Origin of the sequence: Megasphaera sp. NM10 (assembly GCF_000417505.1) — a bacterium.
Taxonomy (GTDB): Bacteria; Bacillota; Negativicutes; order Veillonellales; family Megasphaeraceae; genus Megasphaera; species Megasphaera intestinihominis.
Genome location: NZ_APHY01000022.1, coordinates 101581 through 127043 on the forward strand (window position 1 = coordinate 101581; position 25463 = coordinate 127043).

General features: G+C 55.6%; 29 protein-coding genes and 1 pseudogene. 8 read left to right on the plus strand and 22 right to left on the minus strand.

Annotated elements, in window-relative coordinates; translation table 11 throughout:
* Positions 1-4 precede the first annotated feature (4 nt).
* Positions 5-2926: an insulinase family protein gene (locus NM10_RS05140; protein ID WP_020310535.1), complete on the minus strand. Its 2922-nt coding sequence runs from the start codon at positions 2924-2926 to the stop codon at positions 5-7.
* 46 nt (positions 2927-2972) lie between these two features.
* On the minus strand, positions 2973-3620 hold the full coding sequence (locus NM10_RS05145) for an HAD hydrolase-like protein (RefSeq protein ID WP_020310536.1): 648 nt from the start codon (positions 3618-3620) through the stop codon (positions 2973-2975).
* A gap of 203 nt (positions 3621-3823) precedes the next feature.
* Here NM10_RS05145 and NM10_RS05150 point away from each other — a divergent pair, with 203 nt between their 5' ends.
* Positions 3824-5302, plus strand: a complete 1479-nt coding sequence (locus NM10_RS05150) for an aldehyde dehydrogenase family protein (protein WP_020310537.1) — start codon at positions 3824-3826, stop codon at positions 5300-5302.
* Between the two features lie 218 nt (positions 5303-5520).
* Complete coding sequence (locus tag NM10_RS05155) at positions 5521-6153, plus strand: 3'-5' exonuclease (protein WP_020310538.1); 633 nt, start codon at positions 5521-5523, stop codon at positions 6151-6153.
* 19 nt (positions 6154-6172) lie between these two features.
* On the opposite strand, the gene NM10_RS05160 is transcribed toward NM10_RS05155, so the two are convergent.
* Genes NM10_RS05160 through deoD form a run of 4 tightly spaced genes read right to left on the minus strand, consistent with a single transcriptional unit; the run spans position 6173 to position 8692 of the window.
* The gene (locus NM10_RS05160) at positions 6173-6805 is read right to left on the minus strand and encodes a radical SAM protein (protein ID WP_020310539.1); all 633 of its coding nucleotides are present in this window, start codon (positions 6803-6805) and stop codon (positions 6173-6175) included.
* On the minus strand, positions 6795-7124 hold the full coding sequence (gene queD / locus NM10_RS05165; RefSeq protein ID WP_020310540.1) for a 6-carboxytetrahydropterin synthase QueD: 330 nt from the start codon (positions 7122-7124) through the stop codon (positions 6795-6797). Before queD ends, NM10_RS05160 begins: the two co-directional genes overlap by 11 nt.
* A gap of 29 nt (positions 7125-7153) precedes the next feature.
* Positions 7154-7978: an amidohydrolase family protein gene (locus tag NM10_RS05170; RefSeq protein ID WP_020310541.1), complete on the minus strand. Its 825-nt coding sequence runs from the start codon at positions 7976-7978 to the stop codon at positions 7154-7156.
* Between the two features lie 6 nt (positions 7979-7984).
* On the minus strand, positions 7985-8692 hold the full coding sequence (gene deoD / locus NM10_RS05175) for a purine-nucleoside phosphorylase (protein WP_020310542.1): 708 nt from the start codon (positions 8690-8692) through the stop codon (positions 7985-7987).
* Between the two features lie 105 nt (positions 8693-8797).
* On the opposite strand from deoD, the gene NM10_RS05180 reads away from it, so the two are divergent.
* From NM10_RS05180 to NM10_RS05190, 3 genes are all read left to right on the plus strand, one after another.
* Positions 8798-9511: a DUF4931 domain-containing protein gene (locus NM10_RS05180; protein ID WP_020310543.1), complete on the plus strand. Its 714-nt coding sequence runs from the start codon at positions 8798-8800 to the stop codon at positions 9509-9511.
* Between the two features lie 97 nt (positions 9512-9608).
* Positions 9609-10337 carry a metallophosphoesterase gene (locus NM10_RS05185; RefSeq protein WP_020310544.1) on the plus strand — a complete coding sequence of 243 codons (729 nt, stop codon included), beginning with the start codon at positions 9609-9611 and terminating at the stop codon, positions 10335-10337.
* Complete coding sequence (locus NM10_RS05190) at positions 10334-10564, plus strand: hypothetical protein (RefSeq protein WP_020310545.1); 231 nt, start codon at positions 10334-10336, stop codon at positions 10562-10564. Before NM10_RS05185 ends, NM10_RS05190 begins: the two co-directional genes overlap by 4 nt.
* Positions 10565-10827: 263 nt before the next feature.
* Here NM10_RS05190 and NM10_RS05195 read toward each other — a convergent pair whose 3' ends face one another.
* From NM10_RS05195 to NM10_RS05225, 7 genes are read right to left on the minus strand one after another with little or no spacing between them, the layout of a single operon-like run.
* A complete protein-coding gene (locus NM10_RS05195) occupies positions 10828-12378 on the minus strand; it encodes a sensor histidine kinase (protein ID WP_020310546.1) in 1551 nt (516 codons plus the stop codon).
* Positions 12375-13040, minus strand: a complete 666-nt coding sequence (locus tag NM10_RS05200; RefSeq protein WP_020310547.1) for a response regulator transcription factor — start codon at positions 13038-13040, stop codon at positions 12375-12377. Before NM10_RS05200 ends, NM10_RS05195 begins: the two co-directional genes overlap by 4 nt.
* Positions 13015-13524, minus strand: coding sequence for a 2-amino-4-hydroxy-6-hydroxymethyldihydropteridine diphosphokinase (folK, locus tag NM10_RS05205; RefSeq protein WP_020310548.1), 510 nt, complete (start codon positions 13522-13524; stop codon positions 13015-13017). The genes NM10_RS05200 and folK overlap by 26 nt, the downstream gene beginning before the upstream one ends.
* Positions 13517-13882: a dihydroneopterin aldolase gene (folB, locus tag NM10_RS05210; protein ID WP_020310549.1), complete on the minus strand. Its 366-nt coding sequence runs from the start codon at positions 13880-13882 to the stop codon at positions 13517-13519. Before folB ends, folK begins: the two co-directional genes overlap by 8 nt.
* A complete protein-coding gene (gene folE / locus NM10_RS05215) occupies positions 13875-14450 on the minus strand; it encodes a GTP cyclohydrolase I (RefSeq protein ID WP_020310550.1) in 576 nt (191 codons plus the stop codon). Before folE ends, folB begins: the two co-directional genes overlap by 8 nt.
* A 21-nt stretch (positions 14451-14471) precedes the next feature.
* Positions 14472-14879, minus strand: a complete 408-nt coding sequence (locus tag NM10_RS05220; RefSeq protein WP_020310551.1) for a DUF3592 domain-containing protein — start codon at positions 14877-14879, stop codon at positions 14472-14474.
* Between the two features lie 13 nt (positions 14880-14892).
* A complete protein-coding gene (locus NM10_RS05225) occupies positions 14893-15405 on the minus strand; it encodes an ECF transporter S component (protein WP_020310552.1) in 513 nt (170 codons plus the stop codon).
* Between the two features lie 89 nt (positions 15406-15494).
* Here NM10_RS05225 and NM10_RS05230 point away from each other — a divergent pair, with 89 nt between their 5' ends.
* Positions 15495-16601: an acyltransferase gene (locus tag NM10_RS05230; RefSeq protein WP_020310553.1), complete on the plus strand. Its 1107-nt coding sequence runs from the start codon at positions 15495-15497 to the stop codon at positions 16599-16601.
* A gap of 123 nt (positions 16602-16724) precedes the next feature.
* Here the strand turns inward: NM10_RS05230 and NM10_RS05235 are convergent, their stop codons facing one another.
* From NM10_RS05235 to NM10_RS05255, 5 genes are all read right to left on the minus strand, one after another.
* The gene (locus NM10_RS05235) at positions 16725-17111 is read right to left on the minus strand and encodes a hypothetical protein (RefSeq protein ID WP_020310554.1); all 387 of its coding nucleotides are present in this window, start codon (positions 17109-17111) and stop codon (positions 16725-16727) included.
* 70 nt (positions 17112-17181) lie between these two features.
* Positions 17182-17676 carry a preQ(1) synthase gene (gene queF, locus NM10_RS05240; protein ID WP_020310555.1) on the minus strand — a complete coding sequence of 165 codons (495 nt, stop codon included), beginning with the start codon at positions 17674-17676 and terminating at the stop codon, positions 17182-17184.
* Between the two features lies 1 nt (position 17677).
* Complete coding sequence (locus tag NM10_RS05245) at positions 17678-18169, minus strand: QueT transporter family protein (RefSeq protein WP_020310556.1); 492 nt, start codon at positions 18167-18169, stop codon at positions 17678-17680.
* 143 nt (positions 18170-18312) lie between these two features.
* Complete coding sequence (gene lepB, locus NM10_RS05250; protein ID WP_020310557.1) at positions 18313-18873, minus strand: signal peptidase I; 561 nt, start codon at positions 18871-18873, stop codon at positions 18313-18315.
* A gap of 62 nt (positions 18874-18935) precedes the next feature.
* Positions 18936-19361 (minus strand): DUF523 domain-containing protein, encoded by a 426-nt coding sequence (locus NM10_RS05255; RefSeq protein ID WP_020310558.1) that lies wholly within the window; start codon positions 19359-19361, stop codon positions 18936-18938.
* Positions 19362-19468: 107 nt separating this feature from the next.
* On the opposite strand from NM10_RS05255, the gene NM10_RS05260 reads away from it, so the two are divergent.
* On the plus strand, positions 19469-21124 hold the full coding sequence (locus NM10_RS05260; protein WP_020310559.1) for an acetolactate synthase large subunit: 1656 nt from the start codon (positions 19469-19471) through the stop codon (positions 21122-21124).
* A 246-nt stretch (positions 21125-21370) separates the two neighbouring features.
* On the opposite strand, the gene NM10_RS05265 is transcribed toward NM10_RS05260, so the two are convergent.
* Positions 21371-22048, minus strand: coding sequence for a hypothetical protein (locus tag NM10_RS05265; protein ID WP_020310560.1), 678 nt, complete (start codon positions 22046-22048; stop codon positions 21371-21373).
* 160 nt (positions 22049-22208) lie between these two features.
* Here NM10_RS05265 and NM10_RS05270 point away from each other — a divergent pair.
* Positions 22209-22612 (plus strand): annotated as a pseudogene (locus NM10_RS05270) (thioesterase family protein).
* Positions 22613-22910: 298 nt separating this feature from the next.
* Here the strand turns inward: NM10_RS05270 and NM10_RS05275 are convergent.
* The 3 genes from NM10_RS05275 to mmdA are packed head-to-tail and all read right to left on the minus strand — an operon-like array spanning position 22911 to position 25388.
* Positions 22911-23324: a biotin/lipoyl-containing protein gene (locus NM10_RS05275; protein ID WP_020310563.1), complete on the minus strand. Its 414-nt coding sequence runs from the start codon at positions 23322-23324 to the stop codon at positions 22911-22913.
* A 36-nt stretch (positions 23325-23360) separates the two neighbouring features.
* The gene (locus tag NM10_RS05280; RefSeq protein ID WP_020310564.1) at positions 23361-23846 is read right to left on the minus strand and encodes a hypothetical protein; all 486 of its coding nucleotides are present in this window, start codon (positions 23844-23846) and stop codon (positions 23361-23363) included.
* A gap of 12 nt (positions 23847-23858) precedes the next feature.
* Positions 23859-25388, minus strand: coding sequence for a methylmalonyl-CoA decarboxylase subunit alpha (mmdA, locus tag NM10_RS05285; RefSeq protein ID WP_020310565.1), 1530 nt, complete (start codon positions 25386-25388; stop codon positions 23859-23861).
* Positions 25389-25463 lie beyond the last annotated feature (75 nt).

Here is a 25463-nt window from a genome sequence, read left to right on the forward strand (position 1 = left end):
CATCCTAATCGGGCAGCGAAATGAGGCTGGTGAACAAGTCCTTCGCTTCGCGTATCTTGGCTTCACTGCCCATGACGCAGACATTGTCATCGGCCATGACGGCGCGGATGCGCGGTGCCAGAGCCCGGATGTCGGCGGCCGTCGTCGCCAGCAGCTGGTCCCGGCGCTGCTGAGCAATGGCATCAGTGGTCCCCGTGAAATAGCGGGTCATGGCCTTGGCCCCCCGCAGGGACGGCGTCAAGGGGATGTCGATGCGACTCAAGGTCCCGATGACGTATTTCGTCATTTCCCGGTCAGACACGTCGAAGGATTCCAGATAATCTGCCAGGGCATCGTAGGCTTCGACGCTGGAGCGGAGATTGGGGTCGCGGTACGAGCAGAAGACCATGTCGCCGTTGTCATAGAAACGGGTGAAGGCGCCGTACGCCCCGCCCTGGACGCGGATCTTCGTCCACAAGTAGCCGTACTGGAGGATCGTATCGAGGACCATGAGCGAGCCGTCGTAGTCGTAGCCGTGGCTGCGGAAGTTGCCGCCTTTGGCGACGTACTGGACCGTGCCGCTGGTCATGATGCCTTCATTCTTCCGGGACAGGCCGAAATCGCACAAGCCCTGGAGCTTTTCGCCCTGCGGCAGGGCCGTGATCCACGACGACACAGTGTTTTTCGCCGTCTGCCAGTCGTCCCGGCTGGCCGTCACTTCCAGGGTCAGGGCCGAACGGGTGAAGATCTTCTTCATGACCGCAGCGAGTTTGGCGCCGATGGCTTCGGCGTCCGTGTGGATGCGGCTGGCGACATCGGTAATGAATTCGTAGTACGACAATTCCCCGGCGTCGCAGAAGGCTTCGACTGGCGAAACGTAGGACAAGACGCGGTGCATGACGATCGTATGGCCCCGGCGGAAGGCATCCATATCCCAGCCGGCCTTCGTTTCTTCCACGAGTTCGACCAGGCGGTCCTTATTCGTGAAGACCGTATGCAGGGAGATTTCCTTCAACAAATCGACGAGTTTGTCCAGGTTCTGCGTCAGGCCTTTGGCCTTGAAGCGGAAGACCGGCATGTAGTCCTTGTTGTCCGTCCGGTTCGAAAAGGCCGACACGCTGTAGTCGATGCCGCCCGTGTACAAGTCGATGAGCGACGCGATGTCCCCATACGTATGGTCTGTCGTATCCATATCGCCGATGAGGTCGCTCAGCAGGTAGACATAGGAAATTTCTTCCCGTGTCAGGCCGTGGAGGTCGAAGTAGGCATTGACATAAGTAATGCCGTTCGTTTCATCCGCGACATAGCAGACCGGGACGCCGCCTACATCCTGCTGTTCCATGGCAATCGTGTCGGCCTTCTTTTCCAGGTCGTCCCGGGTCAGGGTCGGAATCGTTTCCAGGGCTTCCGGCGAGTCCGGCGTGGCCTGCCGCTTCTGCAGGGCCTGGGAGTCGGCTACGATGGCGTCGATTTCTTCTTTCGAGAGCGAAGCCTTGTAAACAGCCAGCTTGTCGGCCAGGGCCTTGTCGTGCCGTTCGGTCAGGCCCGGTTCCGGTACCAGTGAGATCAGGGCGTAATAGGGATTGTCGAGGATGTATTTCTGGATGAGGCCTTCAAAGTAGCCGTTGTCGATGCCGCGGCGCAACACATCCAGGGAGCCTTCATAAGACAGGGCAGCCAGGGGATCCATATCGTAGAGCCACGTATCCATGCAGCGGATGCCGTAGATGAGGCCCTTCGGGCGGCCGACGAAATCGGCTTCGCGCAGGATGAATTCCGTCCGGTTCAAAGCGCCTGTGAGCAGGGTCTTGTCCAGGCCGTCGCGGACCATGTTGCTGAGGACGTCGCGGACGATGGGCAGGATCTTGTCCTGTTTATCCGGGTCCGAGCCATTGACGGAAATGCCCCACATGGGCTGCAGGAGACCGTCCTGGAAGTCACCGGAAATATCCTTGCCCAGACCGGCATCGACCAGGGCTTTCTTCAGCGGCGCTGCCGGCGACTGCAGGAGGACGTAGGTCAGGACTTTGAAGGCCATGGCTACCGTCGGGTCCAGGGCGTCGTCGATGACATAGGTCAGGCTGTGCAGCGTCTTGTGGTCCGTCTTTTCTCCCGTGGCAATGCCGTAGGGGAAGGTCTGGACCTGGCTGCCCGGGCAGGCCTGGCGGCCGATGGCCGAATCGATGGTCTGGGCCTGGAACTGGCTCAGGTATTCGCCGTCGATGAAGGCCAGGGTCTGGTCGATATCCATATCGCCGTAGAGGAAGATATAGCTGTTCGACGGGTGATAATATTTGGCGTGGAAAGCGGCAAAGCCTTCCTGCGTCAAGTTCGGGATATCATCGGGGTTGCCGCCCGATTCGACGCCATACGTCGTATCCGGGAAGAGGGCATCCATGACGTGCCGTTCCATCTGCGAGTCCGGTGAAGAGAAGACGCCTTTCATTTCGTTATAGACGACGCCGCGATAAGTCAGCTCGTCGTCAGCCGAGTCGAGATGATAATGCCAGCCTTCCTGCATGAGGACCTGTTTGTCCTTAATCATGTTCGGGAAGAAGACGGCGTCGAGATAGACGTCCATGAGGTTCTTGAAATCAGCAGCGTTGCGGCTGGCTACGGGATACATGGTCTTGTCCGGAAAGGTCATGGCGTTGAGGAAGGTGTTGAGCGAGCCCTTCACCAGTTCGACAAAGGGTTCCTTGAGGGGGAACTTCCGCGAGCCGCAGAGCGTCGAATGTTCGCAGATATGGGGTACGCCAGTGCTGTCGGACGGCGTCGTCCGGAAGGAAATGGAAAAGACCTTATTGTCGTCGTCATTCTGGATATATAACAGGCGGGCACCGGACTGGACGTGGTGCAGCTCATAGGCCTGGCTGTGCAGTTCCGGTACGTAACGGGACCGGTCGACGGCAAAGCCATGGATCATCTGTTTTTCTTGTAACTTCATAAAAATGCTCCTTCATCTCTTATTATATAATGTATTATAGCTAGCATCATGCTTGCAAAAGTAACTGTTTCAAGTCCCCTACGGTCGCTGCCGTGTAATCGGGCTGGAAGGCCTTCCGTTCCGCTTCATCGCCATAGCCATAGGTGACATAAATGACGGGCAGGCCCAATTCGTGGGCGCCGATGATGTCGAAACGGCGGTCGCCGACCATGACGGCGTCGCCCTTTTCCACCGGGCCCAGGCCAGCCAGGATGCGCCGCATGACGTCAGCCTTGGTATCAGTCCCGCCGACGGCCGGTCCGGCAATGGCTTCCACATAGGGATCGATGCCGAATTTCTGGCAGATTGCCTCGGCATGGACCTGGGGCTTCGATGTAGCGACGAACGAGCGGATGCCCGCTTCCTTCATGGCCTTGAGCATGGGAACGATGCCGTCGAAAGCCCGGTTCTCGAACTTGCCGATCGTGCTGTAGCGTTCCTGGAAATAGGCATAAGTCTGACGGGCCTTTTCCGGCGAAAAGCCATAGACGTCTTCAAAGGTCGTCAACAGCGGCGGCCCGACGATAGTATGCTGATCCAGACGGCCTTCTGTCGATTCGCCCATCTGTTCCAGGGCATAGGCAACGGACTTGATGATGCCTTCCTTGGAATCGGTCAGGGTCCCGTCGAGATCGAATAAAACGTATTTATACATGTAACTTCTCCTGTGAAACTATACTTATTGTGTACCCTATCTATTTTAGCCTGCTTTGTCAATATTTGCAATCATTTATACAGGGCAAAGACCGTGAAAAAGTTCCCATTGTTGACCGTTTTAGTATACTTATGGTATAATGACTTTACATTAACAAAGAATCATTTTCTCTTATGTCCATTACGTAGAAAGGAAGTGTCCTGATGAAAAATGTCATCCGCCCCTCTTACGATTTATATATCAATGGCCGCTGGGTCCCGTCCAGCGACGGTTCTACCTTTAAAGCCATCAACCCTGCCAACGGTGAAGTCCTGTCGGTCTGTGCCGAAGCGACGCAGGACGACGTCAACGCCGCTGTCCGCGCCGCCCAGGCTGCCTTCCCGGCCTGGAAGAACGTATCGCCCCGAAAACGACAGGCCATCCTCTTGAAAATCGCCGACATCATCGATAAGAATGCCGACACGCTGGCCCTCATCGAAACCTTGGACAACGGCAAGCCCATCCGGGAAACGAAGGCCGTCGACATCCCGGCAGCAGCCGACCATTTCCGCTACTTCGCCGGCGTCGTCCGCAGCGAAGACGGCCGGGCGTCGACCCTGGACGACCACACGCTGAGCCTGGTCATCCACGAACCGATTGGCGTCGTCGGCCAGATCATCCCGTGGAACTTCCCCTTCCTCATGGCCGCCTGGAAACTGGCACCGGCCCTGGCCGCCGGCTGTACGATCATCCTCAAGCCATCGAGCACGACGTCCCTCAGCGTCCTGGAACTGATGCACCTCCTGGAAGGCGTCCTGCCTGACGGCGTCGTCAACGTCATCACCGGCAAGGGCTCCCGGTCGGGTCAGTACATCCTCGACCATCCGGATATCCAGAAACTGGCCTTCACGGGCTCTACGGAAATCGGCCGCGGCGTCTACAAAGCAGCCCAGGAAAAACTCATCCCGGCGACACTGGAACTGGGCGGCAAATCGGCGAATATCTTCTTCGACGACTGCGATTGGGACATGGCCATGGACGGCGCCCAGCTGGGCATCCTCTTCAACCAGGGTCAGGTCTGCTGCGCCGGCTCCCGCATCTTCGTCCAGAAAGGGATCTACGACAAGTTCGTCGCCGAACTGGCCGAACGATTCAACCGCGTCAAAGTCGGCCTGCCCTGGCTGGAAGACACGCAGATGGGCGCCCAGATCGACGGCCGTCAGGTCGAAAAGATCCTCAGCTACATCGAAATCGGCAAGCAGGAAGGCGCCCGCCTGGTCTGCGGCGGCGAAAAGGCAACCGCCAACGGCCTCGACAAGGGCAATTTCATCAAACCGACGATCTTCGCCGACGTCACCAACGATATGCGCATTGCCCAGGAAGAAATCTTCGGCCCTGTCGTCTGCATCCTGCCCTTTGAGACGGAAGACGAAGTCATCGCCCTGGCCAACGCCAGCGAATACGGCTTAGGCGGCGCCGTCTGGACGCGCGACATCAACCGGGCCCTGCGCGTAGCCAAAGGCGTGGAAACGGGCCGCATGTGGGTCAACACCTACAATGCCCTGCCGGCCGGCGCACCTTTCGGCGGCTACAAGCTCTCCGGCATCGGCCGCGAAACGGACAAGACGACCATGCGCCATTACATGCAGACCAAGAATATCTTCATCAACCTCTCGGAAAAGCCCAGCGGCTTATACGAATAAGTAATCACGAAAGGACACTTCTCCTATGACAGCAAAAAAATCATCTCCCTCCTGCTCATGCTGCTCCTGGCCTGTACGGCCGTCTACGGCTTTGCCACCGTCGACCGGCCGGCTCCGCCGCAGGCTGCGACCGGTGCCAGCACCAAGAAATAACGATTGACAAGGACCTCCTTTCTTCCTATAATAAAGCCATTGCAGAGAAGAAAGGAGGTTTTTCCATGAAAAAGTTACTGTCGAAGAAAGAAAAAGCCCGGCGCCAGAGCATCCGCCGGTCACCGCAGATCAAACAGGCCATCCGCCGCCTCGACCCGGCGCGCATCCTGACGCTGGACCTGGAGACGACGGGCCTCACGGCCGACGCCGAAATCATCCAGCTGTCCATCATGAACGGCTGCGGCGACGTCCTCATGAACCGCTATTTCAAGCCCCTCTACACGGAACGCTGGGATGAAGCGATGGAAGTCAATCACATCACGCCGGAACAGGTCGCCTGTGAAGACCCGTTCATCCTCTGGGCCGACACGGTCAGCAGCCTTTTCATGGATGCAGACCTCATCGTCGGCTACAGTACCTTCAACGACATTGCCAAGCTCCACGCGTCGGGCGTCGTCCTGCCGGACAAGGACATCTACCTCGACCTGGCCGAAGCCTTTTCCCTCATCCATTACCAGGAAACGAAGACCATCACTTATGAAAAGCTCATGAACTGCGCCGCCCACTACGGCTATCACGGCCGCAACTGGCACGACAGCCTGACCGATACGGACGCGACGCTCTTCTGCTTCCAGCACATGCTCGACGACGACCAGGCCATCTTCAAAAAACGCCGTTACCCGCAAATCAGCGGATAACGGCGTTTCGTCGTCCCAGCTAGACGCCCCGGTCGTCGGGGTTCCAGATGATCTTATGGAGTTGAAGCTGCATGTGCCAGTCCGTCAGACGGTGTTCCTTCATGAACTCGACGATGCGCCGCGGCTCGATTTTGCCGAAGACGGCGCCGACGTAGACGGCACATTTAGGCCGGTACAGCTGATAGACACCCAGAGCCTGGCGCAGGTCGGCTTCGTCGCCGACGACGAACTTCAGGACGTCCTGAGGCCGGAGCTTCTCGAAGTTCTCCGGCAGCATGCGATTGGCCATGTCCGAAGACAGGCTCTTATAATCGACAGTGAACCAGACGTGGTCGTATTTGAAATACGGCTCGATGTCCATGCTGCCATTGGTCTCGATATTGACGCTGTGCCCTTTGAGCCCTTCCAGGAGGGCGTGGATGTCCTGGCACAGCGGTTCGCCGCCGGTCAGGGTGACGTTGGGATAGGACACTTGGGCGATGATATCGGCAATGTCCATGTGCCGGCCTTCGTTAAAGGCATAGGCCGTATCGCAGTAAGAACAGCGCAGGTTGCAGCCGCAGAGGCGGATGAACGTCGCCAGCTGACCGGCTTTCTTGCCTTCGCCGTCGATACTGTCGAAAATCTCGTTGACACAGAGGCTATAATTCATAAGTGGCCACGTTCCCTTCGCTTTCCTGGACCGTCACTTTGACACAATGGGGAACGGTGTCGCAGATCCACTTGGCGATATTTTCCGCCGTCGGATTGAAGTCGAAGACATCGTTCAGATTCTGATGGTCCATCTTGGCGTGGACCATTTCCTTGATTTTCTTGAAATCGACGACCATGCCGTTTCGGTCCAGTGTTTCGGCCTGGCAGGTCACAGAGATGATCCAGTTATGACCGTGGAGATGCTCGCACTTGCTCTCATAATCGAGGACAAGGTAATGGGCAGCGGATATTTCCATCCGCTTGGTTACAGTATACAAAAGGCGTTCCTCCCTTGCCGCAAGGCCGGCTATAATCCCAGCTGGTAGATGCGGTTGGCATTGTTAAAGAAGACGTCATCCCAATACGTTTCAGGGATGAAATCTTTGACAAAGGTAATATAATCGGCAAAATTAGCCAGGGGCCAGTCGGTCCCGAACATGACCCGGTCATAAGAGCCGAGGTAGTTCAGCCAGTCCCGGAGCATGGAAATATAGCCCCGCTTATCCCGCAGGAAGGTGACCATGTCGGGTATCTTCCCTTCCAGGAGGCCTGACAAGTCGACGGCGACGTTGTGGTTCTTTTCCAGGACGGCAATGGCATCCTGCAGGAAGGGATTGCCGATGTGGCACATGACGAACTGGACATCGGGATATTTGACGGCCGCTTCATCGAGGGTCATGGGATGACTGTACTTCAAGAGGGCGTTGGCCGTAGCCGTCAGGCCCGTGTGGATGGCGACGGGCTTGTTATACTTCCGGGCCAGCTCGTAAATGGGGTCATAGAGCTCATCGTAGACGTAGACGTGGTTATAGCCCGGATAGAGCTTGATGCCGCAGCACTGCTTGCGCTTGAGGTTCTCTTCGACCTGGGCCGTCATGAGGTCCATATCGTCGTAAAAGACGTTGCTGTCCAGGCCGATGCAGTAGCTCATGTAATCGGGGTAGTGATGGCCTGCCGGGTCCAGGGTCTTGTTGCCCATGACGACGCCGTGGACGATGTTGTTGTCCTGAAAGGCCTTGTGCAGGCATTCTTCCGTATTAGTATAGCCCGCAGCCAGGGCAATCTGGTTGAAGCCGACGTAATCACAAAAATGGAAGTGGCTGTCAATGACCCGTAGTTCTTTAGCTCTCATAGGCGGTTACTCCTGAATAGCCGTTTCCAAGGCAATGCGGATCATATCGTCGAAGGACGTCTGCCGTTCTTCCGGCGTGCAGGCTTCGCCCGTCAGCAAGTGGTCGCTGACCGTGAACAATCCCAGGGCCTGAGCGCCGTATTTGGCAGCCAGCGTATAGAGGCCGGCCGTTTCCATTTCGACGGCCATGATGCCGTACTGGGTCAGTTTATCATTGTCGATTTCGTCATCGTAGAAGCGGTCGACAGAGACGATGTTGCCGACCCGCGCCGGGATGCCCTGTTTGACCGACTGTTCGTAGGCCTGGCGCAGGAGCGTGAAATCAGCCAGTGGCGCGTAGTTGATGGAGCCGCCGAAGATGTTGCGGATGATCGACGAGTCCGTCGTGGCCCCCTGGGCGATGATGACGTCGCGGAGCTTGATATCTTTGCGCATGGCCCCGCAGGTGCCGACGCGGATGAGCTTCTTCACGCCGTAATCGCGCATGAGTTCCGTCGCATAAATGGAAATGGACGGGATGCCCATGCCCGTGCCCTGGACGGACAGGCGGACGCCTTTATAGGTCCCCGTATAGCCGAGGATGTTGCGGATATCCGTGTAGCAGACGGCATCGTCCAAAAAAGTTTCAGCAATATATTTAGCCCGCAGGGGATCGCCGGGAAGCAAGATGCGGTCGGCGATTTCACCGTCACGAGCAGCAATATGAAGACTCATGATAAATTCCTCCTTAAAAATAGCATATCTGTATTATACCACATGGTTTGAAAATGGCTATCTCTATGCTACAATGTATAGTAGGTATCAAAAGGAGCGGTCGTCATGAATGAAAATCCCTTATCTCACATTTTGGAATATAATCTGGACCTGGGCAAGACCAAGCCCGACACGGTCCATCGCGATGAAAAGTATTGTCCCTTCTGCGACGTAGCCCACTTGAAGAACGTCATGGAAAAACGGGGCCCTATGATCTGGCTGGAAAACGCCTACCCCGTCCTCAAGGATTCGTGGCAGACGCTGATCATCGAAAGCGATGACTGCGATGGCGAATTTTCATCGTATACACCGGAATACGCCTTGAAGCTCATCGAATTCGGCCTGGAAAAATGGCAGCAAGTCAAGGACATGGGAAAATTCCGGTCCGTCGTCTTCTACCGCAACCACGGCTACATGGCCGGCGGCACCATCCACCACCCCCATTCGCAGATCGTCGGCTTCAAGGACTACGACTATCACCAGGACATCAAACCTTTCCACTTCGTCGGGCCTTCCATCATTGAAGAAGACGGCCTGACGGTCAACTTGTCCCAGCGCCCGATCATCGGCTTTTATGAAGTGAACCTCATCCTCAAAGACCGGGGAAAGCTGGGGAAATTCGTCCGCTATATGCAGCTGACGGCAGATTATTTCATGCACTCCTTTGTCAGCTTCAACGACAGTTATAATATCTTTTTCTATGACTTCCCGGCTGACGATGCCTTGTATGTCAAAATTATCCCGCGCTTTCTGACCAACCCCCTCTACGTCGCTATATGATTCCCCAAATCGCCAACGGAGGCCATTCAGCGCGCTTCATTCATGCCTTGCAGCAGCGCTTGCATGAAGTATAAGAAAGGACGGTTATTACAACTCTATGCGTTTATTTGCAATCGGTGATCTACATTTATCAGGCAATCCCCCCAAAAAGCCCATGGAAGTCTTCGGCAGCCGCTGGAAGAACCATTGGCAGCGCATCGCCGCCGACTGGAAGAGCCGCGTCAGTGACGACGACGTCGTCCTCATCGCCGGCGACACGTCTTGGGCCATGCACCTCAAGGAGGCCCAGGAAGACCTGGACCAGATACGGGCCCTGCCGGGTAAAAAAATCATAATCCGCGGCAACCACGATTACTGGTGGGAAAGTGCCGGCAAACTGAACCGGATGGACGCCGAGAATAATATGCAGTACCTCTACGGCTCGACAGCCGTCCTGGGCGACAAGGACATCGCCATCTGCGGCACCCACGGCTGGGTCTGCCCGGGCGACATCCACTACCAGGAAGACCGCGACGCCAAGCCCTATCGGCGGGAACTTTTGCGCGTCGAACGGACCTTGCAGGAAGCCGAGGCCCTGCAGTGCAAGCACACCATCCTCCTGCTCCACTACCCGCCGGTCTGCGATCTGACCAAGCCCAGCGGCTTTACGGACCTTTTGGAAAAATATCACGTCCCGCTCTGCGTTTTCGGCCATCTCCACGGCATGCAGCCTGGGACCATGTTCCCGCGCCGCTACAACGGGACGCTGCTCCAGCTCGTCTCGGCGGACTACCGGGACTGCAAGCTCTTAGAAATCAAATTCGACGGACAGGAGGCCCTGCGATGAGTCAAATAGCCAAAAAACACCTCTTAGCCGGCATCGTCTTCGGCGACGCCGAAACGGGTGAATACATCTACCTCCCTGGCGGCGAAGTCGGGACCGACCAGCCGCTCTGCGTCTTTGAACACGACGGTCAAAAAGAAGACGTCGACCTGGACCGGGCCGGCTACCTCGTCGACCACCTGACCCTGAAAAAATGCAGCCACCCCACCTTAGGCAAGCGGTCGTTCTGATGGGAAGAACCCCTCCACCGCTTTGCGGTCCCCCTCCCCTTCGCAGGTGAGGCTTTCGGCTCCCCTGCGAAGGGGAGCTGGCGCCGCAGGCGTCTGAGGGGTTCTCTTCCAAAAAAGGCTAGTGGTTAGCCGATGGTTTTAAATTTAAAGCCATCTTCTACAAACTATAAAGCAAATGGGACCTCGCATGATGGCAAAAACCTTCGTGCGAGGTCCCATTTTTTATCCCTTACAACGACCAACGACCTACGATGAACGACGAGCTATCTCTTCTTTATGGTGAACCAGAAGGTGACGCCGTCTTTTTCGTTGCGGACGCCGTAGGTTTCCCCGTGGAGTTTCACCAGGGCCGCGACGGTCCCCAGACCCAGGCCGTGGCCGCCGAAAACGCGTTTCGGGCTGCGGGCCCGGGATGAATCGATCTTATAGAACGGTTCCCAAATGCGCTGCTGGTACTCTTCGCCGATATGGCTGCCTTCATTGTAGACACAGATGCGGTAGCGCTTCCCCAGGTCATCGGCAAAGACGTGGATATGCCTGCCGACGGGCGTATAGTCGATGGCATTGCTCAGGAAATTGGTCAGAATCGTATCGATCCGTTCCGGGTCGCCATAGACGTTCATTTCAGCTGGCAGTTCCCACTTGGCCAGGATATGCTTATCAGCCAGAGCCTTGGCAAAGCGGGCCTTGCTTTCTTCGGCCAGGGCCGTGAAATCAAAGACCGTCTGTTCCAGTTTGAAAGAGTCCGTTTCCAGACGCGACAAGTTGAGCAGGTCCTTGACGAGTTTATCCATCTTCTGGGTTTCACTGCGGATGACGGCACAGTAGCGCTGCTGCGTTTCCTTGTCGATATCCAGCGTGTCCAGCCCTTCGGCATAGCCCTGGATGATGGCCAGAGGCGTCTTCAGCTCATGGGAGACAGCCGACAGGAAGGACTTGCGCATGTGTTCCACTTCCTTGGCCTTGTCGAGCTGCTTCTGCAATTCCGTATTGGACTGCTGCAGAGCCGTCAGGGCGACGTTGAGCTGGTTGGCCAGCGTATTGATACTGTCGCCGAGCTCCCCGATTTCATCATTGAAATTCCCCTTCCAGCGCTTGGAAAAATCGAGGTGAGCCATGGCGACGGCCAGGTTCTTCAATTCTAGCAGGGGCTGGGTCATGCGCTGGGTCAAGAGAATCGTACCGATAATAGCCAGGACCAGCCAGATGAGGCCGCAGACGATGATGAACCGCTGGACGATGTAGATATTCTCCCGCAAGGGTGCGACGGACTGGCTGATAATGACGTAAGCTCCGTCTTGGACGCGGTCGATGAGATTGAAATGCTCGAAATCAGGCGTATCCTTATAGAGCTGGACCTTGCCTAGCACTTCTTCTTCAGGCATCTTGCCATCGAGCAAATCCCGTAGTTCGGCGATATGCAGGGGCAGGCGGAAGACCGGCTTGTCAGCAGCCGCTTCATTTTCTTTCCCTTGGACGATGACTTCTTCATCTTGTATATCTTTTTCCATAGGCAGATGGACCCGCCGGCCTGGCCGGGACGAATAGACCAATTTCCCCTGATCGACGATGAGCACATCCAAGGCATACTGCTGGCTCAGGTCGTCCAGCGAACTTTCATCTGAACCGCCCTCTTTCCGGTAGATATTGCTGATTTTCTGACTCGCTTCGACCATAGCTTCTTTCTTCATGGAATAATAGTAGCGTTCAAAGCCGAAGCCGACGGCAACCATGAGAGTGATAATGAAGAAAATCGTAAAAAAGCCGACATAGAGGCCGGCCTTAAATTTTAACGACCAGCGCCCTTTCCTCATTTGCCATCATAGCGGTAACCGTAGCCGCGGACTGTGCGGATATAGCGGCCTTTATCGCCGAGCTTGATGCGCAGGCGGTTGATGTGCGTGTCGACGGTGCGCAGATCGCCGTAGTAATCGTAGTTCCATACCTGGTTGAGGATCTGGCGGCGGCTCAGGGCCTTGCCGGTATTGCTCATGAGGTAGTTGAGGAGCTTGTATTCCGTCGGGCTCAGGTCGACGTTCTTGCCGTCGAGGACGACCTGACGGGCATCGCGGTCGATAGCGACACCCTCATCGGTTTCATGCGTTTCCTGTTCATTCTGGGAACGGCGCAGGAGGGCCTTGATCTTGGCGACTAAAATCTTCGGACTGAAGGGCTTGGTGATATATTCATCGGCACTGAGGTCATAGGCGAAGAGCTGGTCGATTTCTTCCCCTTTCGCCGTCAGCATCATGATGGGGACCGTCGATTCGCGGCGGATTTCGCGGCAGACCGTCCAGCCATCATAACCAGGCATCATGACGTCCAGAAGGATGAGGTCCGGATGTTCCTTATCATAGATTTCCAGCGCTTCTTTGCCGTCTGACGCTTCCAGGATTTCATAGCCTTCGGGTCTCAAGAAGTCGATGACCAATTGACGCATGAGCTGTTCATCATCTGCAATGAGTATTTTTTCCATAGTTACTGTCCTTCTTTCTGATAGAGTCTGTATCCGGCAACCGGTCCAGCCAGTCGCCAATGGGCCGACCGCAAAGGATGAGGTCCGGCGCCAAGTCCCGCAAAGGGACCAGGACGAAAGCCCGCTGTGTGAGATAAGGGTGAGGCAAGATCAGCGTTTCCGTCTCACACGCCTCGTCCGGGCTGTAGACGAGGTCGATATCGATAGTCCGGGCGCCCCATTTTTCGCGGCGCACACGGCCCAAACGCCGTTCAATGGCCAGACAGGCATCGAGCAGCTCCTGTCCGGACCCTTCCGTTTCGACAGCCACGGCCCCATTGATGAAGGCTGGCTGGTCGGTCTTGCCCCAGGGCGGTGTTTCATAAAAAGGCGAAACAGCCGTGACCGTCACGCCCGGCGTATCGGCCAGGAGGCGGACGGCCTGGCGAAGCGTCGCCATGCGGTCACCCAGATTGGCGCCGATGCTGAGATAGAACTTAGCCATGGCGCCGCCTTTCCAGGACGACGGCAGCGTCTTCAAAGGGCCCGCCGATGGGCGCCTGCGGCTTGTGGACGGTCACGGTCAGGGCCTGGACCAGCGGGAACTGGGCCAGGATGCGGTCGGCAATGACCTGGCCCACCCGTTCGATGAGGTCATACGACGGCCCTTCGACGACGGCCTTGACGACACCATAGACGGCGCTGTAGTCGACGGTCTGCGTCAAGTCGTCGGTCTGGCCGGCCCGTTCCAGGTCCGTTTCCAGTACCAGGTCGATGTGAAAGGGCTGGCCATGGCGTTTTTCTTCAGGCAGACAGCCATGATAGCCATAGAAATGAAGTCCCGTCAGGACGATTTTATCCATCTTTTTCCTCCTCCATGAGCAGTTTCCAGGCCTGGTCATAGGCGGCGGTCCCTTCTTTCAGGCAGCCTGACGACGCCGTCGTCACGATATTCGAGTCGATGGCCAGGCGGTCGCGCATGGTCAGGCACAGATGGGTCGCCTGGACGACGATCAGCACGCCTTCCGGGTCGAGGCCGCGGCGGATGGACTGACACAGTTCGTCAGTCATCCGTTCCTGGAGCTGAGGCCGCCGAGCCAGGATATCGACGGCGCGGACGAAATGGCCGAAGCCGGCAATGGTCCCCTTTTTCGGGTAATACGCCACATGGACGGAGCCGAAAAAGGGCAGCAGGTGGTGTTCGCACATGGAGTGGAAGCGGATGTTGCGGACGACGACCAGGCCATCGGTCTGAGTCGCAATGGGATCCTGCCACTCGTCATCGGGATTTTCCTTGAGGCCTGAGAAAAAATCAGCAAAAGCCTGGGCCACGCGGTGCGGCGTCTTTTCCATCCCCAGGGCCTGAAGGTCCAGTCCCAGGGCCTCTAAAAACTGCCGCATCGCAGCCACGGCTCTTTCATTTTCTTCCAACGTAACTAGCTCCTCCTTTATTTATAAAATGAAGTAATACGCAGCGATAAAGATAAGGCCGCCGACGATGATGAAAAAGGGACTGGCATACTGCTGCCAGATACTCTGTACGTGATCGAGATAGATTTCCTGGGGATCCGCCGGGTTATAGCGCAAATCCAGTTCGTCACCGGCCGTATAGTCCCATTCGGCATCGCCAAAGGCGTAACGGGCCTGATAGGTCTGGCCGTCTTTCGTCTGGAAACGGACGACGGGATAATACAAGGTCCCGCTCTTCATCTTCTTTTCTTCAAACCCGAGGAGCGTCCCTACAGCGGCGACCTTGCAGCGCCGCGTCATGCCGCGGAATTTCCAGCCGTGATAGGTCCCGACGGCGATGAACAGCACGCCGAGGATGGCCGGGAGATAATAAAAGATCTGCAGTAACATAATACCTTCCTTTCTATTCAGGACGAGAAGCGGCGAAGCGGCTCACTTCCCTGCCGATGACAGCCCCGATGACGCCCGTCACGACCTGAGGCCAGCTCATGGCAAACAAGAGCATATGCCGCACAGCCGGCGGAAAGGCGATGCAGGCAAAGAGCAGGTAAAAAGAGCCGTAAAGGATGGCCGCCTTGCCCAGGGCGCCGCCGCAGAAAGCCGGCAGGCCGTACCGCTGCCAGCGCCAGGCCGCCCAGACGTAGAAACTGTTGCCCAAGGCTACGGGAAAGACAAAGGGAAAAAAGGGCAGCATCCCTTCGAGCCAGGCAAAGACGGGCGTACAGGCGGCGACGACCAGGCCGGCCCGGCGGCCGACGGTGAGGACGGCCACGATGAGGCAGGCATTGACCAGGGAGCCGACGACGAACATACTGACCTGCGGCGGTATGGGGATGACCAGGCGCAGGCCCTGCAGGATCAAGGTCACGGCCAGGATGAGCCCAGTACGGGTCACATTTTTTATATCTTCTGTCATAAAACCTCCCCTGTCCAAGCTGGAAAAATTTGTTATAATAGGATATGTCATTATCCCAATTATCTTTATTGTATCTTTCGAGGTGTCAGATGTCAAAACGATTCATTCATTCCATCAATTATATGCGCGGTCTCTGCATGCTCGGCGTCATCGCCATCCACGTCGGATCCGTCGCTATCGTCAACCCGTCGCCTAATCTGGGACTGGTGGCCATCCTGGAAATCCTGTCCCGCTTTTCCGTACCGGCCTTTTTCTTCCTGTCGGCCTTCGGCATGTTCTACAGCCAGCCCCTGGACCAGCCCTTCGTCTACAAAGACTACCTGCGGCGCCGCCTGCGGACGGTCTTCGTCCCCTACCTGGCCTGGTCCCTGTTCTACATGGTCTACGTATCGGTCATCAGCCACAACTTCAGTGTCTTCCAGCCTTACGCCTTTTTCCGCACCTTATGGTACGGCCTGGCCATGTATCACATTTACTTCCTGGTCATCCTCTTGTGGTTCTACTTCCTCATGCCGTTGTGGCGGCCGCTCCTGCGCTTCATGGACAAGGCGCCGTGGCTCTCTTTTACTATCCTCTTTTTCGCCAACATGGTCTTCAACTTCTATTCCAGCTACATCTGGACGGTCCATTCCGACAATCCCCTCATCCAGGACGCCTTCAACTTCCGCCTGAACTACGTCGTCCTGCACTACCTGTTCATCTTCATGTTCGGTGCCTTTACGGCAGAACACTTCACAGCCGTGACGGACTGGCTGAAACGCCACGGCACGCTGGTCAACGTCTTCCAGGCAGCGACGACAGCGGGTATGCTGGCCGCCTACTACGGCGTCATGCACTACCTGGGCTACGACCCCTTGTCGGCAGTCTTCACTATCCATCAGCTCAGCCCTATCGGCATGGCCTATACCCTGTCGACGATGCTCTTCCTCCTCTACTGGTGGGAATGCCGGCCTGTCCCGCAATGGGTCCACAAGGTCTTCTCCCTCCTGGGTGACTACTCGTATCCCATCTACCTGGTCCATCCCGTCTTTCTCAGTGCCTGCACGGGCCTGGCCGCCCACTGGCACATCTACCTGCGGGCCGTCCACATCATCGCCATCTACGTCATCGTCACAGCCTGTGCCGCAGCCTATTCCTGGGTCGTCGTCGAACACAGACTGCCGAAATGGCTCAGCATCTGCGTCAAGGGGAAATGACATCGTATAAAAAAGGCTTGTCGCACGACGACAAGCCTTTTTAAGTTGTTAGTGGCTAGCAGTTAGTTGTTAGCGGATGGCTTTAAATTTAAAGGTTTTCTCTGAAAACTGCCAACTCCCACACTATTTTTTCTCATCCTTTTCCTTTACTTTGACCAATACATCATTGGCCATGCGGGCTCTGGCCTTGATGACGGCGTTGCCGTCTTTGATGGATTCCGGATAGAAGCTGCTCTTATACTTATGCTTCTTCGTCTTGGTAATCATCTTTTTCAGCTGGATCGTCTGGTCATCGATGTTATACACATAGGTGCAGTAGTCAGTCGTTTCGCCGGATTGTTCCACCGTCTCAAAGGACAGGATCTGGCGGCCCATATCGTAATAGAGCTTGGCCGAGTTCATGTCGATGGACGTATACTGGTTATATTGCCACATATTATCCGCTGCGAAGACCGATGCCGACAAGGCCAGGGAGAATCCCAGGGCCAAAAGCATTTTTTTCAATTTCACAGGTAACACCCCTTACTTCTGTTGTTTTTAGACTTATTATATCATGAAACAGCCGTAAAAGGTAATAGATTTAGCGATTATCTACCTTTTCAGGATATAAATCGTGCTGGGACAGGCGCTGCCAGGCCACGTCAGCCCAGGGCGTGCCGGGCCGGCCGTAGTTGCAGTACGGATCGATGCTGATGCCGCCGCGGGGCAGGAATTTCCCCCATACTTCGATATATTTCGGGTCCATGGCCTGGATGAGGTCGTCCATGATGATGTTGACGCAGTCTTCATGGAAATCACCGTGATTGCGGAAGCTGAACAGATAGAGTTTCAGCGATTTACTTTCTACCATGCGCTCACCAGGGACGTAGGAAATGTAAATCGTCGCATAGTCCGGCTGGCCCGTCATGGGGCAGAGACTGGTGAATTCGGGACAGTTAAACTTGACGAAATAATCCCGGTCTGGATGCTTGTTGACAAATGTTTCCAACAGGGACGGGTCGTAGTCCTGGGCGTACGTCGTGTATTGATTGCCCAGCTGGGTCACGCCCTGCAGTTCTTCTTTACTTCGGCTCATATCAAAACTCCTTCTTCAAGACATAACGATGGCTCAGGGCCTGGATGAGCAGGACCCCGCAGATGGCCGGCGGCAGCTGACCGACAGCCAGGCTGCTGACCAGGACGGCGTAGGGCAAATCGAGCAGGTACGACAGCCAGGCGCTGACGCAGAGGGCCGGCACCCACCAGATGGGCAGGGCAGCCAGCCATGGACTATACTGACGCTGACGGATCTGGACGATGAGCCATGTCGTGGCCATGCCGACGAAGCAGCCGCCGATCATGTCGATAAAGCCCAGGCCGCCGAAGAGGAAATTGGCAATGAAGTTCGCAAGCCCCAAGGGGACCACCAGGAAGGGATATACAAAGGCCAATGCATAGAGCGACGTGGCGATGCGGATCTGATAGGGGCCAAAGGAAATCCCCTGAGTGACGTACAAGATGACGATGTACAGGGCCATGACCATGGCAGCAACGGTCATGCGTTTCGTATTCGCGAGAAAATTATACATAGGCGTAACCTCCTTCCAAAGAAAAGAAAAAAAGACGGGGTTGCCGAAACAATCCCGTCTGCATTGCAAGATACCATTGTAATGCTTCCTAGTTTTGTTTACCGACAGGATGGATTGCGAACTGTCGTATGCTCTTTTGAGGCCTACCAGATGACGTGGCCTAAGACGTGGTCGATGGGGACCGGGCCGATGAAGCGGCTGTCACTGCTGTGGTTGCGGTTATCACCCATGCAGAAGACATAGCCTTCGGGGATCTTGATTTCCCCTTTGCGGCTGTATTCCATCGGTTCATTGATGTACGGTTCATCTAAAGGCTGGCCGTTGCGCCATACCTTGCCATCATGGAACGCCAGCGTGTCGCCAGGACGGCCGATGACCCGCTTGACCCAGATGTTCTTGGTCTGCAGATCATGATTAAAGAAAGCCATGTAATTGTTCATCGGTTCTGCGACGTCATCTTTCCACGTGCGCGGATACTGGACGCGGCTGTCGATGATGACAATATCTCCATAGTTCGGGACTTCCCCCAGGACGTGATTCCATTTGGATACGATGAGGTATTCCCCGTTGTGCAGGGTCGGCATCATCGATTCACCGGAAACGCGTGTCGGCTGGAAGAAGAAGATATGGATGACCATGGCAATGGCCAACGCGATGATGATGGAATAAATCCATTCGTAAACTTCATGTAGAAACGTATTCACGCTGAAACCTCCTCACTTGCGTACTCGTATATTGTAGCAAACCAGGGGTATAAAAGCAAGGGTCAGAGCAGGTCGCTTTCCCCTATGATTTCAAGGCCTTCTGCGCGTAATAACGCCGCCGTCACGCCGTCGCCAGCCGTCAGGGTCCGTGAAAAAGTACCATCGTAAATCTGTCCATGTCCACAAGACGGACTTTTCTCTTTCAAGATGGCCTTCGTGCAATGGAACAGGCGGGCCAAGTACAGGGCCGCTTCGGCACCACGCCGGTATTGCGCCGTCACATCGGTACCGTCTGCCGTGACGACCCGTTCTCCCTGCCGTTCTGCCGGCGGACGCGGTGTCGCCAGGCCGCCGGCCTGTTCCGGACAGACGGGAATCAAATGGATATCATCCCGCCCGAGCAAATCCTGCACCTGCGGATAAACCTTCGTCTGACCATCATAGCGGCAGTACTGGCCGAGCAGGCAGGCACTGATTAGAACGTTCATAAAATCCTCCCTCTCAAATGATTGAAAAACAAGCTATACCATATTATAATACAGGTTGCAACACGAATTTCAACCTATCCATCTATCGTCAAAGGAGTGTTCACACCATGGAACAAAAGAAGACGCGCAACACAGCTGACTTTCTCGTCGAATGTCTGGAAGAAGAAGGCGTCCATTATATTTTTGGTATTCCCGGCGAAGAAAACCTCGCCGTCATGGATGCCCTGGAACATTCAAAGATTGAATTCATTACAGTCCGCCATGAACAGGGCGCAGCCTTCATGGCCGATGTCTATGGCCGTCTGACCGGCAAAGCCGGTGTCTGCATGGCCACCCTCGGCCCGGGGGCTACCAACCTGATCACCGGCGTCGCCGATGCCGACTGCGACGGGGCCCCGCTGGTCGCCATTTCCGGCCAGGTCGGCACCGATAAAATGCACATCACGGCCCATCAGTACCTCGACCTGCGGGCCATGTTCGAACCGATCACCCGCCGGGCCTACACCGTCGTCCGTCCGGACACGATGGCTGAAATCACCCGCCTGGCCTTCAAATATGCCGAACGGGAAAAACCGGGCGCTACCTTCATCGACCTGCCGGTCAACATCAGCAAGATGCCCGTCGCCGACGATGAAAAACCGTTGCAGCATAAGAGCATCCTGCCGGAAACAGCCCTGGAATCGCAAATCGAAGCAGCGGCTTCCATGATTTCCTATGCCAAGAACCCGGTCATCCTGGCCGGCAGCGGCGTCATCCGCAGCAAAGCGGCCAAACAGCTCACGGCCTTTGCGGAAAAACTGAAGCTCCCTGTCATCAACACGATGATGGCCAAAGGTGCCATTCCCTTTGACAACAAATATTCCATGTGGACCGTCGGCATCCCTATGGACGACTACCAGACGAAAATGCTGGAAAAGGCCAGCCTGGTCATCGCCGTCGGCTATGACATCATCGAATACGCTCCGGCCAAATGGCATCTGACCAATGCCGACATCATCCACATCGACACCATGCCGGCCGATATCAACAAGAACTATCAGCCCGAAGTCGAAGTCGTCGGCAACATCCCCAACTCGCTGGAACGCATCATGGCCAAAGCCGCCCGCCTGGCTGAACCGAAACAGTTCCTGGATATCCGTCAGAAGATGGTCGACGAACACGAAAGCTACGCCCACGATATGGCCTTCCCGGTCAAGCCGCAGAAAGCCCTCATCGATTGCCGCCGCGTCATGGGCAAAGACGACATCGTCATTTCCGACGTCGGTGCCAATAAAGTCTGGATCGCCCGCCATTACAACTGCTACGAACCGAATACGTGCCTCATCTCCAACGGCTTCGCCACCATGGGCATCGCCGTTCCCGGCGCCATCTCGGCCAAGCTCGTCCATCCGGACAAGAAAGTCCTGGCCATCACCGGCGACGCCGGTTTCCTGATGAACGTCCAGGAATTTGAAACGGCCTACCGCCTGGGCACGAACTTCGTCATCCTCATCTTCAGCGACTGCAGCTATGGCCTGATCAAATGGAAACAGGACATGCAGTACGGCCATCACCAGTACGTCGACTTCACCAACCCGGACTTCGTGAAACTGGCCGAAAGCTTCCACGCCATCGGCTACCGCATCACCAAGACCGAAGACCTCCTGCCGACCCTGAAAAAAGCCTTCCAGCAGAACAAACCAGTCATCATCGACTGCCCCATCGACTACGATGAAAACATGAAACTCACAGAACATCTGGAAGAACTGATGAAAACGTTATAAGAAAAAGGCGCTGTCCCATAAAGACAGCGCCTTTTTAGTGGCTAGTGGCCCGTAGGGGCCGTCCTATCAAGGCGGCCCGCAAGCTAGTGGCTAGGGGTTAGTAGTTAGTGGCTAGGGGTTAGTAGTTAGTGGCTAGGGGCTCGCACGTGGCGAGCCGCCCAGAGTTCGGCGACAATGTTCCCGGCCTTCGCAGGGATCCGGCCCGCCTGGATATCGGGCGCCAAACTACAAACTCCGTACTATAAACTATTTCTTAGGCATCTTTTCTGCGTTTTTCAACATATCCGTGACGGCGCTGATGATGTCGTCATCGCCTTCTTTGGCGATGTTGCCCAGGATGGCGGCGACTTCCATCGTATCGCCGTGCTGCCAGGCCAGGCAGTGGATGGTTTCCGTGAAGGGATTGCCGTTGATGACCAGGGATTTGGCGATGGTCCATTCATAAAAGAGATGGCCATTGGTCTTTTTCGCCGTCACCGGCGAGACGACGTGGAAGCCCTCTGGAAGGCGTCCCGGCATATTCTGGTTCAGCCGGTTCATGAGGATGCGCATATCCGGCCGGCTGCCGATATCGCGGAGATAAGAGTTTTCCCGGTTCTCCCCATAGACGGCCGCCTTGACGTCCCAGATGGTCGCCGTATAATGCAGTAGATAGGCATACTGGAAATCGGCATCGTCCTTCTTGACGACCTGATACGTTTCCGGCTGGATAGGAAAGATTCGTTCAAACAGGGCGATGACATCGTTGCCTTCATCAGCAGCCGTCAGCATGGGCTGCCGCCCTGACTGCATGTAGATATCATCGGGGACCGTGATGACGCCCCAGTTGGGGAACTTCGACAGCGTCCCTTTATCCTTGGCCAGGGCAGCCGTCCCCATCGCCAAGACGGCGGCTGCCACCAGCACGATTGCTTTAATTTTCATGGTTTCACTCCTCGTTTTTCTTACACAATGACACGTCCATTGTATCTCATGACGCTTTGTCTGTCAAAAAAGAGGAAAGTATGATATGATATAGTTATGTAAATCGCCTCAATCTATACGGTTCAGGCATATTCCCATTTATTTAGGAGGTTATACCACTATGGAATTCAACATCAAAGCCAACTCGACAGCAGAAGTTTCTGAAAAATGCACGGAAAACAATACGGCCATCAAATTGGGCAGCGGCAAATCCCCGGTCTACGCAACGCCGGCCCTGGTAGCTCTCATGGAAAACGCAGCCATCAACGCCTGCGACCCTCAGCTCCCGGAAGGCTATAACACCGTCGGCATCGCATGAACGTCAAACACGTCGCCGCTACGCCTATCGGCCTGACCGTCACGGCCAAAGCCACCCTGATCGAACAGGACCGCAAAAAACTGACCTTCAAAATCGAAGCCCACGACGAAGCCGGCCTCGTAGGCGAAGCCACCCACGACCGCTTCATCATCGAATCGGCACCGTTCCTCGCCAAAGCCGAAGCCAAAAAAGCTGCAGCAAAGTAGTGGCTAGTAGGGGCCGTCCTGTCAAGGCGGCCTGCAAGCTCGTGGCTCGTAAAAAAAGGCGCTGTCGCATGAAGACAGCGCCTTTTTTGAGTTTTAAGTTTGTAGTTTTTAGTTTGCAGCAAATGGTAAAAAATTTAAAACCATCTTCTACAAACTACAAACTCCATACTACAAACTATAAAGTAAAAGGGGCCTCGCATGATGGCAAAAACCTTCATGCGACAGCCACTTTTTTTTACGGCTTGCGGCCTGCGAACTGCGGCCTGCGGAACGCCCTTTGGGCGTCCCCTACGAGCCACTATTTTACAATAACAGCCAGTACGTCGCCGGTCTTTACGTTATCACCGGGGTTGACGCGGATTTCGTGGAGCGTTCCGTCTGCCGTCGCCGTGATGTCGTTCTGCATCTTCATGGCTTCCAGGACGAGGATGATGTCGCCTCGTTTGACGGCTTTGCCAGCTTCAGCTTTGAGGGCCGAAATCTTGCCCGGCATGGGGGCCTTGACGGTGATGGCACCTTCCGGGATCGGGCCGCCTACGGCGGGAGCCGGCGTGGCAGCCGGAGCCGGAGCCGCTGCCGGTGTCGGTGCGGGAGCTGCCGGAGCCGGTGCGGCTGCAACCTGCGGAGCTGGAGCCGCTGCCGGAACGCCTCCCATTTCTTCGACTTCTACTTCATATGCTTTTCCATTGACGGTAACCTTGAATTTTTTCATTATATATAATCCTCCTGGATTTAAATATTCACTTCATTAACGACTCATACCACCCAGGCGGGCTGCCATAGCCCAGCTTTCCCGATGGCGTTTATAACCGCGTTTCTGCGGACGGATAGAACGGATTGCCGACGGCGGATAGCCATAGGCGGCAACAGCGGCCATGATGACAGCGACGACTTCATCGTCTAGGCCATCTTGAGAACCTTGGGGGGCCGTTTCTTTTACGACAGCCATCGGCCGGGCTGCGACGACGGCGGGCTGGCGCTGGCCGACAGGGACGACGGGGTTCGTCAATTCCGATTTTTCCGCTTCTTCCGGTTCCGACGGGACCGTTTTTTCAACCTTGACAGGGTCCTTCAAATTTTGGACGGCTTCGGCCAGTTCCTTGACGCTCTGCTGGAAGTCGGCAACGTCCTTCATCTTGTCTTCCAGAGCGCGGAAGCGGGTATTATAGTACCGGCTCAGGACCAATGTCATGGCGACCAGCAGGACGATGACGGCAAATTGAATTTCTATCATACAGCAGCCTCCTTATAACGGCATGTTGCCGTGTTTCTTCGACGGCCGTTCTTCCCGCTTGCTGTAAAGCATAGCCAGGGCGCTGATGATGCGCGGACGCGTTTCCTTCGGTTCGATGACGCAATCGATCTGGCCGTGTTCGGCTGCTTTATAGGGCGTCGAAAATTCATTGATATATTCCTGTTTCTTCTTTTCTTTTTCCGGGTCGTGCTTAAAGATGATATTGGCTGCACCATCGGGGCCCATGACGGCGATTTCTGCCGACGGCCAGGCCATGACCATGTCGGCGCCGAGCTGGCGGCAGCACATGGCGATGTAGGCACCGCCGTAGGCCTTGCGGGTGACGACGGTAATCTTGGGGACCGTCGCTTCACAGTAAGCATAGAGCATCTTGGCACCGTGGCGGATGATGCCGCCGTATTCCTGAGTCGTCCCAGGCAGGAAGCCCGGTACATCGACGAAGGTGACGACAGGGATATTGAAGCTGTCGCAGAAGCGGATGAAACGAGCCGCCTTGTCCGATGCGTTGATATCCAGGCAGCCGGCGAGGAACTTCGGCTGGTTGGCGATGATACCGACGGTCTGGCCGTCAAAGCGGGCGAAGCAGGTGATGATATTGAGGGCATAGTTTTCCAGGACCTGGAAGACATTGCCGTCGTCGACGCAGGATTTGATGACGTCGAGCATATCGTAAGGCATGCTGCTGTCGTCGGGGATGACCGAATTGAGGCTTTCGTCTTCGCGATTCGGGTCATCGTCCGATTCGACGACCGGCGCTTCTTCCATATTGTTGCTGGGCAGGAAGTCGAGGAGGGCCTTGATCTTTTCGATGCAGTCGTCTTCATTTTCACAGGCAAAGTGAGCCACGCCGGAAATAGAGCTGTGCGTCATGGCGCCGCCCAATTCTTCGGCCGTCACTTCTTCGGCCGTGACCGACTTGATGACGGCCGGGCCCGTGAGGAACATATCCGACGTATTCTTGACCATGAAGACGAAGTCCATCAGGGCCGGACTGTATACGGCACCGCCGGCGCAGGGCCCCATGATGACGGCGATCTGCGGGATGACGCCCGATGCGGCCGTATTATTCATGAAGATGCGGCCAAAACCGGACAAAGCATCGACGCCTTCCTGGATGCGGGCACCGCCGGAGTCATTGATGCCGATGACAGGGGCTCCCATCTTCAGAGCCATTTCCTGCATCTGGGCGATTTTATGAGCGTGCATTTCGCCGAGCGAACCGCCTTCGACCGTAAAATCTTCGGCATAAGCGAAGACCAGGCGGCCGCGTACCGTACCGTAGCCGGTAACGACGCCGTCGCCGGGGATTTCCTTTTCCTGCATGTTGAAATTCATGCAGCGATGATGGATGAACTGCCCCATTTCCGTGAAGCTGCCTTCATCAAATAACTTAGCCAGCCGTTCGCGGGCTGTCATCTTGCCTTTTTTATGTTGCGAATCAATTCGCTTCTGACCGCCGCCCATCTCGATTTTCGCGAGCTTTTCATGGAGCTGGTCAATCTTTTCCTGAACTGTAGCCATTCTTATACCTCCAGTATCAAAGTATTTTATCAGGTCACATAACAATACATTATATCATAGAATATCCAAATTTTA

Bases quoted from the DNA above. Each gene is read 5' to 3' on its own strand.
- folB (WP_020310549.1), bottom strand. From the start codon at position 13,882: ATGGATAAAATCGTCCTGACGGGACTTCATTTCTATGGCTATCATGGC.
- NM10_RS05185 (WP_020310544.1), top strand. From the start codon at position 9,609: ATGCGTTTATTTGCAATCGGTGATCTACATTTATCAGGCAATCCCCCC.
- NM10_RS05145 (WP_020310536.1), bottom strand. From the start codon at position 3,620: ATGTATAAATACGTTTTATTCGATCTCGACGGGACCCTGACCGATTCC.
- folK (WP_020310548.1), bottom strand. From the start codon at position 13,524: ATGGCTAAGTTCTATCTCAGCATCGGCGCCAATCTGGGTGACCGCATG.
- NM10_RS05255 (WP_020310558.1), bottom strand. From the start codon at position 19,361: ATGAACGTTCTAATCAGTGCCTGCCTGCTCGGCCAGTACTGCCGCTAT.
- deoD (WP_020310542.1), bottom strand. From the start codon at position 8,692: ATGAGTCTTCATATTGCTGCTCGTGACGGTGAAATCGCCGACCGCATC.
- NM10_RS05265 (WP_020310560.1), bottom strand. From the start codon at position 22,048: ATGAAAATTAAAGCAATCGTGCTGGTGGCAGCCGCCGTCTTGGCGATG.
- NM10_RS05245 (WP_020310556.1), bottom strand. From the start codon at position 18,169: ATGTATAATTTTCTCGCGAATACGAAACGCATGACCGTTGCTGCCATG.
- NM10_RS05160 (WP_020310539.1), bottom strand. From the start codon at position 6,805: ATGAATTATAGCCTCTGTGTCAACGAGATTTTCGACAGTATCGACGGC.
- queF (WP_020310555.1), bottom strand. From the start codon at position 17,676: ATGAGCCGAAGTAAAGAAGAACTGCAGGGCGTGACCCAGCTGGGCAAT.
- NM10_RS05280 (WP_020310564.1), bottom strand. From the start codon at position 23,846: ATGATAGAAATTCAATTTGCCGTCATCGTCCTGCTGGTCGCCATGACA.
- NM10_RS05200 (WP_020310547.1), bottom strand. From the start codon at position 13,040: ATGGAAAAAATACTCATTGCAGATGATGAACAGCTCATGCGTCAATTG.
- NM10_RS05190 (WP_020310545.1), top strand. From the start codon at position 10,334: ATGAGTCAAATAGCCAAAAAACACCTCTTAGCCGGCATCGTCTTCGGC.
- NM10_RS05220 (WP_020310551.1), bottom strand. From the start codon at position 14,879: ATGTTACTGCAGATCTTTTATTATCTCCCGGCCATCCTCGGCGTGCTG.
- NM10_RS05195 (WP_020310546.1), bottom strand. From the start codon at position 12,378: ATGAGGAAAGGGCGCTGGTCGTTAAAATTTAAGGCCGGCCTCTATGTC.
- NM10_RS05260 (WP_020310559.1), top strand. From the start codon at position 19,469: ATGGAACAAAAGAAGACGCGCAACACAGCTGACTTTCTCGTCGAATGT.
- NM10_RS05230 (WP_020310553.1), top strand. From the start codon at position 15,495: ATGTCAAAACGATTCATTCATTCCATCAATTATATGCGCGGTCTCTGC.
- NM10_RS05225 (WP_020310552.1), bottom strand. From the start codon at position 15,405: ATGACAGAAGATATAAAAAATGTGACCCGTACTGGGCTCATCCTGGCC.
- NM10_RS05155 (WP_020310538.1), top strand. From the start codon at position 5,521: ATGAAAAAGTTACTGTCGAAGAAAGAAAAAGCCCGGCGCCAGAGCATC.
- NM10_RS05170 (WP_020310541.1), bottom strand. From the start codon at position 7,978: ATGAGAGCTAAAGAACTACGGGTCATTGACAGCCACTTCCATTTTTGT.
- NM10_RS05275 (WP_020310563.1), bottom strand. From the start codon at position 23,324: ATGAAAAAATTCAAGGTTACCGTCAATGGAAAAGCATATGAAGTAGAA.
- mmdA (WP_020310565.1), bottom strand. From the start codon at position 25,388: ATGGCTACAGTTCAGGAAAAGATTGACCAGCTCCATGAAAAGCTCGCG.
- NM10_RS05180 (WP_020310543.1), top strand. From the start codon at position 8,798: ATGAATGAAAATCCCTTATCTCACATTTTGGAATATAATCTGGACCTG.
- NM10_RS05140 (WP_020310535.1), bottom strand. From the start codon at position 2,926: ATGAAGTTACAAGAAAAACAGATGATCCATGGCTTTGCCGTCGACCGG.
- NM10_RS05150 (WP_020310537.1), top strand. From the start codon at position 3,824: ATGAAAAATGTCATCCGCCCCTCTTACGATTTATATATCAATGGCCGC.